Annotated in this window: 19 protein-coding genes; 6 read left to right on the top strand and 13 right to left on the bottom strand. The window is 52.7% G+C overall.

What is annotated here, in order from left to right; genetic code table 11:
- Positions 1-26 precede the first annotated feature (26 nt).
- Positions 27-1,265 (top strand): zinc-dependent alcohol dehydrogenase, encoded by a 1,239-nt coding sequence (locus F0319_RS00495; protein WP_149366035.1) that lies wholly within the window; start codon positions 27-29, stop codon positions 1,263-1,265.
- Between the two features lie 8 nt (positions 1,266-1,273).
- On the opposite strand, the gene yldA is transcribed toward F0319_RS00495, so the two are convergent.
- A complete protein-coding gene (yldA, locus tag F0319_RS22460; protein WP_271367125.1) occupies positions 1,274-1,363 on the bottom strand; it encodes a small membrane protein YldA in 90 nt (29 codons plus the stop codon).
- Positions 1,364-1,502: 139 nt separating this feature from the next.
- The gene (rnk, locus tag F0319_RS00490; RefSeq protein ID WP_033144918.1) at positions 1,503-1,913 is read right to left on the bottom strand and encodes a nucleoside diphosphate kinase regulator; all 411 of its coding nucleotides are present in this window, start codon (positions 1,911-1,913) and stop codon (positions 1,503-1,505) included.
- 246 nt (positions 1,914-2,159) lie between these two features.
- Between rnk and F0319_RS00485 the strand changes: the two genes are divergently transcribed.
- The gene (locus F0319_RS00485) at positions 2,160-2,777 is read left to right on the top strand and encodes a flavin reductase family protein (RefSeq protein ID WP_149366034.1); all 618 of its coding nucleotides are present in this window, start codon (positions 2,160-2,162) and stop codon (positions 2,775-2,777) included.
- Here the strand turns inward: F0319_RS00485 and rna are convergent.
- Both rna and dcuC read right to left on the bottom strand, forming a co-directional pair.
- Positions 2,771-3,544, bottom strand: coding sequence for a ribonuclease I (rna, locus tag F0319_RS00480; RefSeq protein ID WP_411800868.1), 774 nt, complete (start codon positions 3,542-3,544; stop codon positions 2,771-2,773). The genes F0319_RS00485 and rna overlap by 7 nt on opposite strands.
- Positions 3,545-3,674: 130 nt before the next feature.
- Positions 3,675-5,042, bottom strand: a complete 1,368-nt coding sequence (dcuC, locus tag F0319_RS00475) for an anaerobic C4-dicarboxylate transporter DcuC (RefSeq protein WP_111964403.1) — start codon at positions 5,040-5,042, stop codon at positions 3,675-3,677.
- A gap of 392 nt (positions 5,043-5,434) precedes the next feature.
- On the opposite strand from dcuC, the gene pagP reads away from it, so the two are divergent.
- Both pagP and cspE read left to right on the top strand, forming a co-directional pair.
- Positions 5,435-6,052: a lipid IV(A) palmitoyltransferase PagP gene (pagP, locus tag F0319_RS00470; protein ID WP_249429395.1), complete on the top strand. Its 618-nt coding sequence runs from the start codon at positions 5,435-5,437 to the stop codon at positions 6,050-6,052.
- A 190-nt stretch (positions 6,053-6,242) separates the two neighbouring features.
- A complete protein-coding gene (cspE, locus tag F0319_RS00465) occupies positions 6,243-6,452 on the top strand; it encodes a transcription antiterminator/RNA stability regulator CspE (RefSeq protein WP_002439184.1) in 210 nt (69 codons plus the stop codon).
- A gap of 219 nt (positions 6,453-6,671) precedes the next feature.
- Here the strand turns inward: cspE and crcB are convergent, their stop codons facing one another.
- Complete coding sequence (gene crcB, locus F0319_RS00460) at positions 6,672-7,055, bottom strand: fluoride efflux transporter CrcB (protein WP_008501029.1); 384 nt, start codon at positions 7,053-7,055, stop codon at positions 6,672-6,674.
- A 67-nt stretch (positions 7,056-7,122) separates the two neighbouring features.
- Here crcB and F0319_RS00455 point away from each other — a divergent pair, with 67 nt between their 5' ends.
- Together F0319_RS00455 and tatE are read left to right on the top strand one after the other, a co-directional pair.
- A complete protein-coding gene (locus F0319_RS00455) occupies positions 7,123-7,911 on the top strand; it encodes a deaminated glutathione amidase (protein WP_149366032.1) in 789 nt (262 codons plus the stop codon).
- 125 nt (positions 7,912-8,036) lie between these two features.
- Complete coding sequence (tatE, locus tag F0319_RS00450) at positions 8,037-8,240, top strand: twin-arginine translocase subunit TatE (RefSeq protein WP_023310742.1); 204 nt, start codon at positions 8,037-8,039, stop codon at positions 8,238-8,240.
- A gap of 81 nt (positions 8,241-8,321) precedes the next feature.
- Here tatE and lipA read toward each other — a convergent pair whose 3' ends face one another.
- The 8 genes from lipA to mrdA all read right to left on the bottom strand — a co-directional run bounded on the left by lipA (position 8,322) and on the right by mrdA (position 17,342).
- Positions 8,322-9,287 carry a lipoyl synthase gene (gene lipA / locus F0319_RS00445; RefSeq protein WP_028019480.1) on the bottom strand — a complete coding sequence of 322 codons (966 nt, stop codon included), beginning with the start codon at positions 9,285-9,287 and terminating at the stop codon, positions 8,322-8,324.
- A gap of 207 nt (positions 9,288-9,494) precedes the next feature.
- On the bottom strand, positions 9,495-10,448 hold the full coding sequence (locus F0319_RS00440) for a YbeF family transcriptional regulator (protein WP_115874489.1): 954 nt from the start codon (positions 10,446-10,448) through the stop codon (positions 9,495-9,497).
- Positions 10,449-10,739: 291 nt separating this feature from the next.
- Positions 10,740-11,381 carry a lipoyl(octanoyl) transferase LipB gene (gene lipB, locus F0319_RS00435; protein WP_111964398.1) on the bottom strand — a complete coding sequence of 214 codons (642 nt, stop codon included), beginning with the start codon at positions 11,379-11,381 and terminating at the stop codon, positions 10,740-10,742.
- A 94-nt stretch (positions 11,382-11,475) separates the two neighbouring features.
- A complete protein-coding gene (gene ybeD / locus F0319_RS00430) occupies positions 11,476-11,739 on the bottom strand; it encodes a DUF493 family protein YbeD (RefSeq protein WP_006177135.1) in 264 nt (87 codons plus the stop codon).
- A 106-nt stretch (positions 11,740-11,845) separates the two neighbouring features.
- Complete coding sequence (gene dacA / locus F0319_RS00425) at positions 11,846-13,057, bottom strand: D-alanyl-D-alanine carboxypeptidase DacA (RefSeq protein WP_032638844.1); 1,212 nt, start codon at positions 13,055-13,057, stop codon at positions 11,846-11,848.
- A gap of 139 nt (positions 13,058-13,196) precedes the next feature.
- Entirely contained in the window at positions 13,197-14,309 is a 1,113-nt protein-coding gene (gene rlpA / locus F0319_RS00420) for an endolytic peptidoglycan transglycosylase RlpA (RefSeq protein ID WP_149366031.1), read from the bottom strand.
- A 16-nt stretch (positions 14,310-14,325) separates the two neighbouring features.
- Entirely contained in the window at positions 14,326-15,438 is a 1,113-nt protein-coding gene (mrdB, locus tag F0319_RS00415; protein WP_023310746.1) for a peptidoglycan glycosyltransferase MrdB, read from the bottom strand.
- Positions 15,439-15,440: 2 nt separating this feature from the next.
- Positions 15,441-17,342 carry a peptidoglycan DD-transpeptidase MrdA gene (gene mrdA, locus F0319_RS00410; protein ID WP_008501038.1) on the bottom strand — a complete coding sequence of 634 codons (1,902 nt, stop codon included), beginning with the start codon at positions 17,340-17,342 and terminating at the stop codon, positions 15,441-15,443.
- Positions 17,343-17,357 lie beyond the last annotated feature (15 nt).

Below are 17,357 nucleotides of genomic sequence, written 5' to 3'. Positions count from 1 at the left end.
CTTACCTGAAGCCTTTCGGAGGTCGCATGAAAGCACTTACGTATCACGGTCCGCACCATGTTCGCGTCGAGAATGTCCCCGATCCCATCATCGAACAGCCTGACGATATCATTCTGCGCGTTACGGCCACGGCTATATGCGGCTCCGATTTGCATCTTTATCGCGGAAAGATCCCGAAGGTGCAGCACGGCGACATTTTTGGCCATGAGTTTATGGGGGAAATCGTCGAGTGCGGCACAGAGGTGAAGAATTTGCAAAAAGGCGATCGCGTGGTGATCCCCTTTGTCATCGCCTGCGGAGACTGTTTCTTCTGTCGTCTGCAGCAATACGCGGCCTGTGAGAATACCAATGCCGGGCAGGGTGCCGCGCTGAACAAAAAGCAAATTCCCGCACCGGCCGCGCTGTTTGGCTATAGCCATCTCTACGGCGGCGTGCCGGGGGGGCAGGCGGAATATGTCCGCGTGCCAAAAGGCAACGTCGGGCCGTTTAAGGTCCCGCAGCTTCTTTCCGATGATAAAGCGTTATTCCTTTCCGATATTTTGCCTACGGCCTGGCAGGCGGCAAAAAATGCGCAGATTGAAAGAGGCTCAAGCGTAGCGGTTTTCGGTGCCGGGCCGGTGGGGCTACTGACCATTGCCTGCGCGCGACTGCTGGGGGCTGAGCAGATCTTTGTTATCGATCATCATCCGTACCGGTTGCGATTTGCAGAGGCGCGTTACGGCGCAATCCCTATCAACTTTGATGATGATAACGACGCGGCGGAAAAAATCATCGAACAGACCGCGGGCCATCGCGGCGTTGACGCCGTGATTGATGCAGTCGGGTTTGAAGCGAAAGGTAGCACCACTGAAACGATCCTCAGCAATCTTAAAATTGAAGGTAGTAGCGGCAAAGCGTTGCGTCAGTGCATTGCTGCCGTTCGACGCGGTGGGGTGGTCAGCGTACCCGGCGTGTACGCTGGGTTTATTCATGGCTTCCTGTTTGGCGATGCCTTCGATAAGGGGCTGACGTTTAAGATGGGCCAAACGCATGTCCATGCCTGGCTGGGTGAACTGTTACCGCTGATCGAAAAAGGGCTGCTTACCCCGGAAGAGATCGTGACCCATTATCTTCCCCTTGCGGATGCGGAACGCGCCTATAAGGTATTCGAAAAACGGGAGGAAGAGTGCCGGAAGGTGATTCTGGTCCCTGGTGCGGAAACGCCCGAGGCCGCAGAGCAGAAAGTTAAGGGCCTGGTAAATGCTTTCCCGGGTGGGGTTGCATGAGTTCTTGCTTAACTGTGGCGTTCAAGATAAAGCACGGCCGCAACGATAATCGCCACAATAATGAGAAAAATAAGTGTGATAGCCAGTATCTCACTCATGACCGTCCCCACGGCACCAAAACAGATTAAGCCTGGGTTAAGGGCCTTTTGCGCGATATAAGAAAATGGGGTGAATTTACGGAAAGAGGATGCGGCTGCATCCTCTGTGCAAAGCGGGTGGGCGCTTGTTCAGAAGTGTTTAACGCAGGTAATCGCCCGCAGCTTCTGGCTGGTACAGCAACGCCAGTACTTCCAGATGGGCAGAGGCGCCGCCCGGCAATTCCCAGTGGATCGTATCTCCCGTACGCAGCCCCAGCAGTGCGGCACCCACAGGGGCCAGAACAGAAAGCTGTGTGCTGCTGTCGGTCATCTGAGCCGGATAAACCAGCGTACGGGTCAGCTCTTCACCGGTGGTCAGGTTGCGGAATTTCACCTGGCTGTTCATAGTGACCACGTCATGCGGCATCGTCTCAGGCGTGCACATCTGTGCCCGGTCGAGCTCCTCATTAAGGGCGTCGGCCACGGGGAGCGAGGCGAATTCCGCTTTTTCCAGCAGTCTGTCGATACGTTCTGCGTCGAGCTCATTGATGATAATGGTAGGTCTGGACATTTTTTACTCCATGTCGTTAATGCTGCGTCTAACGCAGAAACTGATCCAAAAGAAAACCCTCGCCGTCTGGCAGCGAGGGTTTAACTCTCCCGATGATACTGGCTGAGCGCGCAAGTTTGAAGTGATGAAGGTCACATTCATGGTCCATATGAATTTTCACTGAAATTTATTCAGTCTTCATTCCCGGCGGAATACGTTACGCTGAGTGTCCTGAATCCGGGCGTTGCCCACCAACGAGAGAGCACTATGTACTTCTATCAACCGTCCCAGGGGCACGGCCTGCCGCATGACCCGCTAAACGCCATTATTGGTCCACGTCCGATTGGCTGGATCTCCTCCTGCGATAAGGCCGGTCAGCTCAATCTCGCGCCGTATAGCTTCTTTAACTGCTTTAACTATCGCCCGCCGATCATCGGCTTTTCCAGCAACGGCTGGAAGGACAGCGTGCGTAATATTACCGAAACAAAGGAATTTGTCTGGAACCTGGCAACGCGCGATCTCGCGCACGCGATGAATCAAACCTCTGCAATGCTTCCGCACGATCGGGATGAATTTAGCTTTGCCGGGCTCACGCCAGCGGCAAGTCAACTGGTTAACGCGCCCCGCGTCGCAGAAAGCCCGGTGAACTTTGAGTGCCGCCTGTCGCAGTGCATTCAGCTTACCGGTGCCGACGGCACACCGGTCGAGACCTGGCTGGTGTTGGGGGAGGTGGTCGGTATCCATATTGCCGAAACGCTGCTGGAAGAGGGGATATACCAGACGGCGAAAGCGCAGCCCATCCTGCGTGCAGGTGGGCCGACGGCGTATTATGGCATCAGTGACGAAAACCGGTTTGATATGGTGCGCCCGACTGTGGGTCAGTAACCGGCTTTATCAATCACGAATTGATTTCCGCAGTTACCTGGATGTGGCTGCGGTGCAAATGACGCTGCAGAAAGTGGATTGTTGATAGTGTCAGCCTTCAGCGAAATCTGCATCTCGGTCAGATACGCCGGGTTGCCGTTGCATGTCAGCTTGATCGCTTTGATGTTCTCCCTGCCCCAACTTTTGGCAACGGCACTGTCAAAGTCGCTGCGATTGACGGGTTTTCCGTAGTTATCGGCAAGGAATTTACCGACCGCACTGTTTTTAACTTCCTGGTTCATTCGCACCATCGTGCCGAAATAGGCATCCGGATCGAAACCAAAGCAGACGCCATGTTTGGCGTATTCGTAGCGTTCCAGGCAGGAATTACCGCCTGCACCCGGCATCACGTCGTTGAGCTTTGCGGCAGCGGAAAGCGACAGCCCGGTTTCGGCGGCATCGCATTTGCGGCTGGCCTTCACTTCCGGCATGTTCGGAATGGGGCGCGTGGCGCAGCCAAAACGCATCCATCGACGCTCATCTACCCCGCGTGCGGCGATGGATTTCGGCAGGCCGGGCCATAGTCCGTGAACGGTCAGAAAATCGGCTTTATTATCACGCTCTTTTTGCAGGCGACATTCGTCAGGTTCATTGCGGTTGCGTTCGACCATGCTCTGGCAAAAACCGGTTTGCCAGGACAGAGCCAACACATAGCGATCGAAATCGCCGTACTGTGTTGCCTTCAGCGGTTCCGCCTGTGCGGAGAAGATACAGAGAGCAAGCGCCATTGCGCCAGACGGGATGACGATATCCTTCCTGAACATATGATTTCCTGATCGAATGAGCACGATTAATTTCTGGAAGTTATTAAAGCACAAAAAGCGCCCGCAGGCGCTTTTTGGATATCAGTAATTTAGCTTAGGCCGCGCCGGGAACCAGCACTTCCGTGGCGATAATCACGATAATCAGACCAACCAAAACGGGTACTGAGGTGCGCTTGACGACTTCAAATGGCGAGATTTTCGCCATTCCGGCAACGGCAACGACCACGCCCGACACCGGCGAAATGGTTCGGCCCAGGTTTGACGCCTGCAGCATAGGAATGGAGAGATAGGCCGGGTTAATACCGGACGAGTGAGCCAGCTTCGGGATCATCTCAACGAAAGCGTAGAAAGGGGCATTGCCGGAACCGGTGGTCATCGCCGCCAGCATGGTCAGCACCACCAGAACCAGCATCAGGATAATACTGGCCGAGCCGAACGAGGTGGCGATAGAGATCAGGCTCTGGATAAAGCCGATCGTGCTCAGACCCTGGGCAAAAACGCCCGCTGCAACCAGCAGCATCACCACGCCAGCGAAGGCATCCGCCATACCGCGATACGCTACTTCCAGACCCGAGAAGACCTTTTGCGTGTTAAAACCGCGCACAAACTCCAGCGCGGCGGCAAGCAGCATACAGATAACCAGAATGGTGATGATGTGCAGCTGTGGACCCCATTTGCCGTCAAAAATCAGCACTCCGACGATCGGAGTGAACGGCAGAATGGCATAGAGCGCGGGAGCGGTGGTGGTGATTTCACTCACATCCATCATTTCATGGCTAATGTTTTCTTTCTTATCGAGATAGCGTTGCCAGAAGAAATGCGCGATCCCCATGCCCACTATGGCAACGATTGAGATCGGTAACGTGGTTTTAAAGGCGAAGTCGATGAGTGACATCTCCGCCGCCTTTGCCGCCAGCACAACGTCGCCGGATGTTGGGGAGAGAATAATGGCCGCAGGAGACGCACAAATTGCCGCGGCCGCGCCACGGCTAATGCCCACGTTCACCATAACCGGGAACAGCGTGGCCATCAGCAGTACGCCAAGTCCGGTAGCCGACGAAACGGCCAGCGACATCAGGCAGGCGAGGAAATAGGCCGCGACCATCAGCAGATATGGCGAATTGATGTATTGCAGAGGTTTGGAGGCTAGCTTAACGACCATATCGTTAGCGCCGATGTGGGTCATATAGGCCGCAAAACCACACAGCATCATGATCATCATGCCCAGATCGCCGCCGCGGCTCATGAGCAATATTTTAATGTATTCAACAATATCTGTAGCGCTGTAACCGGTGCTGGTCGCGCTGGCAGGTAACACCTGATGCCCCATTATTGCGCTGATAATCAGCAGTGTTAAACCGCCAACAAATAATACGCCCGTGGCCGAGTAGCCTTTAATGATGTAGCGTGCGACGCCGACAATGACGACGACTCCAATAAGGAGTTCGAATAGCGTAAGCATGATTTCCCCTGTATCTCTGCTGCAATGGAGCACAAAAAATCAATAAAAAAAGAAGGATGAAAATGTGCCGAATAATTGGCCTGTTCTTGCTGATTAAAATCAATAAACAGACGACTAGAGAACAGAACAACCGTGTTTTTGCCATAGTTCATACATTTATGTCATGAGGCCCTTGACCGTCAGAAATAGCGCAACATGTCCCAATAATGATAACAAATTGTTAATGCTTTGTGTGGTTTTGCATGTCACTGATTAAGAAGGTTAAAGTATAAGCCCACACTCCGAATGGGATTATTTGAGCGTGCTGCATGCTTTCTTTAAGAATATTCCCGGAAAGAGGCCGAATAATTAGGAATAACGCCGATGTCGTTAAGACTTGATTCAACTACTTTATGGTAAACTTTGCTTCGAATACTAAGAATGGTAATTGCATTGTGATCGTACGTAATACATTTTTCTCTATTTTGTTGTTTATTTTTGGGCAGTTAACGTTTTCTTCTGTTGCACAGGCAGAAGGCAAAGAGGCGGATAAAGGCTGGTTCTCAACCTTTACGGATAATGTTTCCCAGACATGGACTGCACCTGAACATTATGATCTCTATGTTCCGGCAATAACGTGGCATGCGCGGTTTGCTTATGACAAAGAGAAAACCGATAAATACAACGAGCGTCCATGGGGTGCGGGTTTTGGTCAGTCGCGCTGGGATGAAAAGGGAAACTGGCATGGCATCTATCTGATGGCCTTCAAAGACTCGTTTAATAAATGGGAGCCTATTGGGGGTTATGGTTGGGAGAAAACCTGGCGCCCGCTAGCGGACGAAAACTTCCACGTCGGTTTGGGCTATACCGCCGGGGTCACTGCACGTGACAACTGGAACTACATCCCGATCCCAGTGCTGCTGCCGTTGGCCTCTATTGGCTATGGCCCCGCAACGTTCCAGATGACCTACATTCCGGGTACGTACAACAACGGTAACGTTTACTTCGCCTGGATGCGTTTTCAGTTTTAACTGACAAAACGTTACATGCTGGTGAAAAAACGCGCAGACGTTGATTCATAAGCGATAAAAATCTGTCAGTGAAAATTAACGCGACTTTAGTCACTTTTTATCAAAGATCCGCTGGACAAAAGGTCCCACAATTGATGTACTGATAACCGACACAGCATTTGTGTCGTTTTTTAATGTAAAGGTAATTTTGATGTCTAAGATTAAAGGTAACGTTAAGTGGTTTAATGAGTCCAAAGGATTCGGTTTCATTACTCCTGAAGATGGCAGCAAAGACGTGTTCGTACACTTCTCTGCAATCCAGTCTAATGGTTTCAAAACTCTGGCTGAAGGTCAGCGTGTAGAGTTCGAAATCACTAACGGTGCCAAAGGCCCTTCTGCTGCTAACGTAATCGCTCTGTAATTCAGACGCGTCAGCAAGAATTTCAAAACCCGCTCAACGAGCGGGTTTTTTTCGTGTTGAATCAGCCAAGCAGATACATTTTCAGGAAGCTGGCAACGATCAGCACGCTCAATAACACCATTCCTGCGCTCATCAGACTCTGTTTCATTCTGTCACCCTCGTTCAGTACTGCATTCAGAGTGACAGAGAAAAATTAAGCCAACATTAACGGTTCGGCTGTTAATGCGCGCTTGCGGAAGAAAATAGCCAAAATGCGATCCCCGTCATCGCAAAAGAGCCGAGCATATTGATCGCCATATTCATCAGCGCCCAGCCGATACGGCCTTCCTGAAAGAGAAAAACTGTCTCCGCAGAAAAGGTTGAGAAGGTGGTCAAACCGCCGCAAAATCCGGTGGTAATCAATACCTTCCACATTGGGTCGATGTGCGTCATTCGGTTAAACCAGGCCAGCCCCATGCCAATGATAAAAGCACCAATCAGGTTAGCGGCAAGCGTCCCCATGGGAATCGCCTGATGCAGGGGATTAAACCGCATACTCAGAAACCACCGCGCAACGCTACCCGTTCCCCCACCAATAAAAACGGCTAAAAGTAGTTGTAACACGCTAAATACCTGCTATTTGATGTGTAAGAGAAGCGAGTTTAACGCCGTTTATGATAAGGGGACAAATATGTATGTTGCGGTAGGGCAGTTTGTGGTCACGCCTGAGTGGCATATAAATGCGCTCACGTGCGTCAACCTGATGAAGCAGGCCGGGCAGAAAGGGGCGTCGCTGCTGGTTCTTCCCGAGGCGCTGCTGGCCAGGGATGATAATGACCCGGATTTATCCGTGAAGTCCGCGCAGCCGCTGGACGGCGAATTTTTACAACATTTGCTCGCCCAGAGCGCGGGCAATACGATGACGACAATCTTAACGATCCATGTCCCCTCCACGCCGGGTCGCGCAGTGAATACGCTGGTGGCGATTCGTGACGGGGCCATAGTCGCACGTTACGCCAAGCTTCATCTCTATGACGCGTTCAGCATCCAGGAGTCGAGGCTCGTTGACCCCGGAGACAATATCCCACCGCTGCTGGAGATTGACGGATTCAGGATCGGGCTGATGACCTGCTATGACCTGCGTTTTCCCGAGCTGGCGCTGCATCTGGCGCTGCAGGGTGCGGACTTACTGGTGCTGCCTGCCGCGTGGGTCAAAGGGCCGTTAAAAGAGCACCATTGGGCAACGCTGCTTGCGGCACGCGCGCTGGATACCACCTGCTATGTCGTTGCCGCAGGAGAATGTGGCACGAAAAACATCGGGCAAAGCAGGGTGGTTGATCCGCTGGGGGTGACGATAGCCGCCGCCGCTGAAGCCCCGGACTTGCTGGTTGCGGAGATAAAACCAGAGAGAATTGCGCTTGCGCGTCAGCAATTACCCGTTCTTCTTAATCGTCGGTTTGCGCCACCGCAATTATTGTGATGTTTTTTTCAACAATGCTTGATTCACCTTGTTACAGATTGCTATTGTGTGCACGCGCTAAATGACCGTTAATACAATCAGGTTTTGGCGCTGAATGCAGCCTGTTATAAGTAAAGAAGGTATCTATGGGTGAGATTAGTATTACCAAACTGCTGGTGGTTGCCGCACTGGTCGTCCTGCTGTTTGGTACCAAGAAGTTACGCACGCTGGGTGGTGACCTGGGGGCTGCCATCAAAGGCTTTAAGAAAGCGATGAACGATGATGATGCAGCGGCGAAGAAAAGCGCCGAGGATGACGTCCCGGCAGATAAGCTTTCTCACAAAGAGTGACAGCATCGCCCAAGGGCTTGCGAAAAAAAACCGGCTCATGTGGCCGGTTTTTTTGTATTACTGTAAATGAATATTACAGCATTATTTCACTTCTTCGCCTTTAGCCTGCATATCGGCATGGTATGAAGAGCGAACAAATGGGCCGCATGCTGCGTGGGTGAAGCCCATCGCCATCGCTTCGGCTTTCATTTCATCGAACTCGTCCGGGCTCACGTAGCGCTGTACCGGCAGGTGGTGACGGCTTGGCTGGAGATACTGTCCCAGGGTCAACATGGTCACACCGTGGCGGCGAAGATCGCGCATCACCTCGATGATTTCGTCGTTAGTTTCACCCAGACCCACCATCAGACCAGACTTAGTCGGAATATGTGGATGCGCTTCTTTGAAACGCTCCAGCAGTTTCAGAGACCAGTTATAGTCAGCACCCGGGCGTACCTGACGGTAGATACGCGGCACGTTCTCCAGATTGTGGTTAAACACATCTGGCGGCGTAGCGGTGAGGATATCCAGCGCGCGGTCCATACGACCACGGAAGTCAGGCACCAGCGTCTCGATTTTGATGTTTGGACTTTTCTCGCGAATGGCCGTAATACAGTCGGCGAAGTGCTGCGCTCCGCCGTCACGCAGATCGTCACGGTCAACGGAGGTGATAACTACGTAACGCAGCGCCATGTCGGCGATAGTCTGCGCTAGCTTCTGGGGTTCGTTAGCATCAGGTGCGACTGGACGGCCATGAGCAACATCGCAGAACGGGCAGCGACGGGTACAGATAGCACCCAGAATCATAAACGTCGCGGTACCGTGATTGAAACATTCAGCAAGGTTCGGACAAGAGGCTTCTTCACAAACGGAGTGAAGGCCATTCTTGCGCATCGCCGCTTTGATCCCCTGGATACGCGAAGAGTCGGCCGGAAGTTTGATTTTCATCCATTCCGGTTTTCTTAACAGCGCCTCGCGCTCTGTAGCCACGTTTTTAACCGGGATAAGGGCCATTTTATCGGCATCGCGGTATTTAACACCGCGTTCCATCACAATGGGTTTACTCATAGCGTGCGTGTTCCAGTTGCGAATATCGAAGGAAAGCGTTTCAATTCAAGGGAATGTTGTATTTATCAACTATTTTTGAACGAACGACAGGCAGTATATCATTGAAACGGTCGTTAAAGCAGCCTGCCAGATCGCCAATTTGTAAAATAGTTGTTGTTTTGTGCCTTTTGCCCTGCCCGTTGCAGGGGCTTGTGCTGGAGAAACCTGTCAGAAGGCCTGACGTATAATGCGGATGACGTTTTCCAGGACCGGATCGCGCAAACTCAGCTTGTTATAATGCAGTGAAATCTCGATAGATTCCGCATTAAGCTGGCTAAGCGGAATGCTTTCCAGCGGCCAGCATTTTCGTAGCAGACTGTACAGGCGCGATGGCATAACGCACAGCATGTCACTGCTACCGATCAGGGATGCGGTGGTAAACATATTGTAGCTGCTGAAGCTGATCTGTCGTTCAGGGAAAATTTCATCAATGCGCTGACGAAGTGCATGGTTAGACTGCCCTTCGGTCATGAAAGACGAATGGTCGTAGTTGCGAAGGTTTTCGATGGTCAACGGCTCGCTAAGAGCAGGATGCTGCTGGCGGCAAACCAGCACCAGATTATCTGCATAGAGCACATTTTGACCCAGCGCTCTGGCACTGAAGCTGCCGCTTTCTATAATCAGGTCCGTCTGGAACTGGGCAAGTTGAATGTCAGGTTCATTGAGAGGCACATTGCGAAGCAGGAGCTGCGGAGCATGCTCTTTCACGGCCTGAAAGATCGCAGGCATGACCAATACACCCACAGAAGGGGAACAGCCGATGGTGATGGTTCTTTGCTTATCATAGCTCCCGGTTAAATCCAGTGCGCCCAGAATCGACTCCAGACCCTGGCTGATGTACTCATGCAGATGCGTGGCGTAAGCCGTCGGCGTTACCCCCTGGCCCTTACGGATAAATAACGGGTCAGGAAATATAGCGCGCAGCTTTTGGATTGACTGGCTTATTGCTGAAGGCGTGAGATTAAGAATTTTCGCAGCGTTAACGATACCCTTATGGACATATACTGCCTCAAAAATAGTCAATAAATTGAGATCAATATTACGTAAAGTCCGAAAAATTTGCGGCTTGTCTTCGCCACCGGGTTCATTCAGTCGTTTGGCTGGTAAATTATTATACTCCACGCTTTCACTCCGTATACATTCACAATATGAATGATAGTTGAATTTATTTATTATGCTTGTAGAGATTCGTAAAGTGTTGGTTTTGTTTCACTTGTTTATCAAAAGCAAACACTTGTGTGATAATTGCTCACGTTACTTATGCCGTGTTTGCCGTACTTGCTGGAGGCTAAATAATATGTAGCGGTAATATTCGGGCGCTTCGAAAATATAGAATCTGTGGATTATTGTAAAGCGCAAAAACGGTAAATAAACGGTGGCCCGCCAAATTAGCGAGCCATGTTGTATGATATATTAAGCAGCGATATATTCGTGTGGGGGATTGTTAAGTAGTGCTAAAACATTCTTCAAAAGCACGGGACGAATACTGTCTGGCGTAGCGGTTTCAACCCACTGACGCACTTGCGTCATTTCCATGCCGGCGTAGCCGCAGGGGTTTATGCGCTGGAAAGGGGCGAGATCCATATTAATGTTCAATGCCAGGCCGTGGAACGAACAGCCTTTACGAATACGCAGCCCCAGAGAGCAGATCTTCATTTCCCCAACGTACACCCCAGGCGCATCGGCTCGCGGATGCGCATCAATACCATATTCCGCCAGCGTGTTGACGACAGTTTGTTCCAGTAAGGTAACCAGTTCGCGGACGCCCAGCTTTCTGCGCTTCAGGTTGAGCAGGACGTACATCACCTGCTGCCCGGGTCCATGGTAAGTGACCTGACCGCCGCGATCGCTCTGAATAACCGGGATATCTCCCGTCATTAACAAATGTTCTGCTTTACCCGCCTGACCCTGAGTAAATACCGGCAGGTGTTCGACAAGCCAGATCTCATCCGGGGTGCTGTCATCGCGTGAATCGGTGAAGTCATGCATAGCCTGGGAGACAGGCTCATAAGGTTGCAGCCCGAGGTGACGGACCAGAATTTTATCCTGATACAAAACTGCGTCTCCGAAGACGAGGGACAAAAGGTGTGCGGGATTATATCACAGCGGGGAGAGGGGTTACCCGGCAAACCGGGTAACCGCGAAGGGGCTACAGCACCATACGAACAATTTCGATATTGCCGAGTTCTTCGTAAAGCGTTTCAACCTGCTCAATATGTGTCGCAGTGATGGTAATAGAAACCGAGTGGTAGTTGCCCTTGCTGCTTGGTTTTACTGACGGAGAGTAGTCACCGGGCGCATGGCGCTGTACCACTTCAACCACCTGATCAACCAGCTCAGGTTTCGCCAGACCCATTACTTTGTAGGTAAATGAGGTAGGGAATTCAAGCAGTTCGTTAAGTTTGGTTTTCATGTCAGCTCCGGCGTAACGTCAAAAAATAATAACTCCCACGTCAGGTGGGAGTTATCAGGATACTTAGTATATGGGGATCAAAATCACACTTTCAAGTGTTCAATTTTTAACCAAACCAGTGGTGGAACATCAATTTAATGTAATCAATGATTTTGCCGAAGAAATTGCCTTCAGGAATTTCTTGCAGGACCACCAGCGGACGCTGATCGATCGTTTTGCCATCCAGCTGGAAGTTGATGGTGCCCACAACCTGGTTCTTCTGCAGCGGGGCGTGCAACTCGGTGCTGTTCAGTACGTAGCTGGCTTTCAGATCCTTCATACGACCACGCGGAATGGTCAGATAGAGATCTTTATCAACACCGAGTGAAGCACGGTCATTGTCGCCGAACCAGACGGGTTCAGACGCAAACTCTTTGCCTGCTTTCAGTGGATTCACGGTTTCGAAGAAACGGAAGCCCCAGGTCAGCAGCTTCTTGCTTTCTGTTTCACGGCCTTTAAAGGTGCGGCCGCCCATCACGGCAGAGATCAGACGCATCTGACCTTCAGTGGCAGAGGCCACCAGGTTGTAGCCCGCTTTGTCGGTGTGGCCAGTTTTGATGCCGTCAACGTTCAGGCTGTTATCCCACAGCAGACCGTTACGGTTGGTCTGACGAATACCGTTGAAAGTGAACTCTTTCTCTTTATAGATAGAGTATTCATTGGGGACATCGCGGATCAGCGCCTGACCAATCAGCGCCATGTCACGCGCGGAGCTGTACTGGCCGTCTGCATCCAGGCCGTGTACGGTCTGGAAATGGCTATTTTTCAGACCCAGCGCGTTCACGTAGCTGTTCATCAGGCCCACGAAGGCGTCCTGGCTACCGGCGGCGAAATCGGCCATTGCCACGCAGGCGTCGTTACCCGACTGCAGGTTGATACCGCGAATCAGCTGGGAAACAGGAACCTGCATACCCGGCTTCAGGAACATCAGAGAGGAACCTTTGAAAACAGGGTTCCCGGTTGCCCACGCATCGTTACCGATGGTGACCAGATCCGATTCTTTGAATTTACCCGCCTTCATCGCCTGGCCAATAACGTAGCTGGTCATCATTTTGGTCAGGCTGGCCGGGTCACGGCGGGCATCGGCATTCTGTTCTGCCAGCACTTTGCCAGAGTTGTAATCGATCAGGATGTAGGATTCCGCGTCGATTTGCGGAACGCCAGGGATCATGGTCTTGATATTCAGGTCATCGGCATGAGCTGCAGAGAGCGCAGCCGCGCAAAGGGCCGTGGTCAGCGCCATACGCTGCACAAAACGAGCAGAAAAAGTGGTCTTCATGGTCAGAACTACGACATCCGTGATGGAATTAAAAAAAGTGCCTTACTATAGCAAATGCTATTCAGGCAGGCATCCGACTTTAAGCATGAGTTTGTGAATGCGTTTTACACAAACTGACAATTCGGATACCGCCGGTTAATTATTTTGCAACAGCGATAAATGACTGAAGCTGAGCTTCATTCTGCAAACGCTGCTGCAGGGAGGCGGCCTGCGATTTGCTGGCAAATGGCCCCATCTGAATGCGCCAGACCGCACCGTTCTGCTCAACGCGTCCAGGTACGCCAAACTGCTGGCTCAGACGCTGCTGATACTGTTTGGCCCGGGCCTGATCGCTCACTGCACCGACCTGAACCACATAGCTGCCGCTGGCTGCTGTTGAAGCCGCCACCGCCGCACTTTGCGTGGCCGCGGGCGCCGTTACGGGAGCCGGCTGGGTTGCTGGCGCGGCAACGGGAGCAGGGGCTGGAGTAGGCTCACTGCCTTCGAGCACGCCCGAGGCTAAGGTCGTTGGGGCGCCAAGAAAACCGCTACTCTTTACCGGTGCGCCGGTAGAATCCTCGCTTTGCAGCGTATCATTACTGATCGGGCGTATTTCTCCCCCCGGCTGAGCAGGCTCTGCCGGAGACGAGACGCTTCCCATTCCGCCGTCAAGATTTGGGCGGTCAGGAAGGGCATAGGTCTGTTTTGCGACCGTCGTACACGCGGTTCCCGGCCCGGAGAGCGAACCATCCTGCGCGACGATAATCGGGTCAATACGGACCTTGGTGTTGTTCGAGGTGTTCAGGCGATCGGCAGACGCGCGCGACAGGGAAATCACCCGGTCATTCCCGTACGGGCCGCGGTCGTTGATGCGCACGACGATCATACGGCCGTTCGCCAGGTTGGTGATACGGGCGTAGCTCGGGATAGGCAGCGTCGGATGTGCTGCCGTCAGCTGCATTGGGTCGAACGCTTCCCCGGATGCCGTCAGGTTACTGCCTGGCTCGGCATCATAAATGGCGGCAAAGCCCGCCTGACTGAAACGGGAAGGGTCCTGAACAATTTTATAGCTTTTGCCGTCGCGCTCGTAATCCTGATTGGCACTGGCATTCAGCGGTTCATAAACGGGATCGGCACCGCTGATTTCAACGATCGGGCCATTACACACCGCAGGCTGCGGCGGCGCGACGGTTGCCTGTTGCTGACCATCATCACTTGTGCAGGCCGCAAGTAAACTTGCCGCAATGCAGATCCCCAGCCACTGCTTACGCATTCCGATCCCCTTATTTTTATACGCTTTTTGACAACATTTTTCTGTGGGTATGGATCGACATTACGATACCAAACCCGGCCATCAACACGATCAGTGCCGAGCCTCCGTAACTCACCAGCGGCAGCGGTACGCCTACCACCGGCAGAATACCACTCACCATACCAATATTTACGAAGACATAAACGAATAAAATCAGCATCAACCCGCCAGCCATGACGCGACCAAAGGTGGTTTGCGCGCGTGCTGCAATCCACAATCCACGCATGATCAGCAGTACATAAAGCGCCAGCAATATTAAGATGCCAACCAGTCCCAGTTCTTCCGCCAGTACGGCAAAGATAAAGTCGGTGTGGCGTTCCGGTAAAAATTCCAGCTGAGACTGCGTGCCGTGCAGCCAGCCTTTACCGCGCAGCCCGCCGGAGCCAATCGCAATCTTTGACTGAATAATATGATAGCCCGCGCCCAGCGGATCGGTTTCCGGATCGAGCAGCATCATAACGCGCTGGCGCTGGTAGTCATGCATCAGGAAGAACCACAGGATAGGAATGAAAGCCGCAATCAGCACCACCGCGATACCAATCAGGCGCCAGCTCAGTCCCGAGAGGAACAGGACAAACAGGCCGGAGAGGGCAATAAGGATTGAGGTGCCGAGGTCAGGCTGTGCCGCAACCAGCAGCGTTGGCAGGAAAATCAGCACCAGCGCGATAGCGGTATTCTTCAGAGACGGCGGACAGACGTCGCGGTTGATAAAGCGTGCCACCATCAGTGGAACGGCGATTTTGGCAATTTCAGAGGGCTGGAAGCGGACAACGCCCAGATCCAGCCAGCGCTGCGCCCCTTTTGAAATGGCGCCAAACGCATCGACCGCAACCAGCAGAATAATACAGAAGATGTAGAGATAGGGCGCCCAGCCTTCGTAGACGCGCGGCGGGATCTGCGCCATCACCACCATGATAATTAGACCCATGGCAATCTGGCCGATTTTGCGCTCCATCATCCCGATGTCCTGGCCGCTGGCGCTCCAGATAACCAGCGCGCTGTAAACCAGCAGAGCCAGCAGGATCAGCAGCATGGCTGGGTCGATGTGGATTTTGTCCCACAGCGATTTTTTATTTGGATTATCCGTCATGATTATTGGTCCTCCGCCGCAGCGGCGGCCGGGTTTTCAGCCGGCAGTTCGGTGTTGTTATCACCCAGCATAATGTGGTCAAGGATCTGGCGCATGATGGTCCCTACTGCAGGCCCGGCACCGCCGTTCTCGAGAATCATCGCCACCGCGACCTGCGGGTTGTCATAAGGAGCAAACGCCGTCATCAGCTTATGGTCACGCAGACGTTCAGCAATGCGGTGCGCGTTATAGGTTTCATTGGCCTTAAGACCAAACACCTGCGCAGTACCGGACTTCGCCGCCACTTTGTACGGCGTCCCGGCGAAATATTTGTGTGCGGTACCGTTCGGGCGGTTTGCCACGCCGTACATACCGTCTTTCGCAATTTCCCAGAAGCCTGAATGTATGTCACCCACCGGGGCTTCATGCGGCTGGTTCCACGGCACTTTTTTGCCGTCTTCAACCGTACTCTGAAGCAGATGCGGCACTTTCACCACGCCGTCATTGATGAGGATCATCATGGCTTTGTTCATCTGAAGCGGCGTTGCCGTCCAGTAGCCCTGACCGATACCCACCGGAATGGTGTCGCCCTGATACCACGGTTTTTTAAAGCGCTTCAGCTTCCATTCGCGCGTCGGCATGTTGCCGGAGCGTTCTTCTGCAAGGTCAACGCCGGTATAGTGTCCGTAGCCGAATTTGCTCATCCATTCTGACAGGCGGTCGATCCCCATGTCATACGCCACCTGATAGAAGAAGGTATCCGCAGACTCCTCTAGCGATTTGGTGACGTTCAGATGACCGTGGCCCCATTTTTTCCAGTCACGATAGCGCTTATCTGAGCCAGGTAGCTGCCACCAGCCTGGGTCAAACAGGCTGGTATTACGGTTGATGACGCCGGCACTCAGCGCAGAAACCGCGACGTACGGTTTAACCGTTGATGCCGGCGGGTAAACCCCTTGCGTTGCACGGTTCACCAGAGGCGTGTTCGGATCGTTCAGCAGACCGGAATAGTCTTTACTGGATATGCCGTCAACGAAGAGGTTCGGGTCATAGCTAGGCATGGAGACCATCGCCAGGATGCCGCCGGTACGAGGATCGGTGACCACAACGGCTGCACGACTGCCCGCCAGCAGGGTTTCAATATACTGCTGAAGCTTGAGGTCGAGCGTCAGATAGACGTCATGCCCCGCCTGAGGCGGCACTTCTTTCAGCTGGCGGATCACGCGGCCACGGTTGTTAACCTCAACCTCTTCATAGCCGGTTTGCCCGTGCAGAACGTCTTCGTAGTAGCGTTCGATCCCCAGCTTACCGATATCGTGCGTTGCGGCGTAGTTGGCCAGCTTGCCGTCTTTATCAAGACGGTCAACGTCTTTGTCGTTAATTTTGGAAACGTAGCCAATCACATGCGTCAGGGCGGAGCCGTAGGGATAGTAGCGACGCTTATAGCCCTTCACTTCCACGCCGGGGAAACGGTACTGGTTCACCGCAAAGCGGGCCACCTGAACTTCCGTCAGATTGGTTTTAACCGGAATGGAGGTAAAACGGTGAGAGCGGGCGCGCTCTTTTTTGAAGGCGGCGATATCGTCATCGTTAAGGTCGACAACGCTCTTTAGCGCTTCCAGCGTATCCTGAACGTTATCGACTTTTTCCGGCATCATCTCGATTTGATAGATGGTGCGGTTTAGCGCCAGCGGGGTGCCGTTACGATCGTAAATAATGCCGCGGCTGGGTGCGATAGGCACCAGCTTAATACGGTTTTCGTTTGAACGCGTCTGGTAGTCGGTAAAGCGGACAATTTGCAGATTATAAAGGTTGGCGATCAGCACGCCGGTAAGCAGCAAAATCCCGGTAAAGGCGACCAGCGCCCGGCGCACAAACAGCGCGGACTCAGCCGTATAGTCGCGAAAAGAATTCTGTAGTTTCATCCGCTGCTTAATCTA

It is taken from the genome of Enterobacter vonholyi, from assembly GCF_008364555.1.
In the GTDB taxonomy this organism is placed as follows: domain Bacteria; phylum Pseudomonadota; class Gammaproteobacteria; order Enterobacterales; family Enterobacteriaceae; genus Enterobacter; species Enterobacter vonholyi.
Note: the sequence above shows the minus strand (reverse complement) of the source record. Positions and strands in the feature narration are given on the sequence as shown.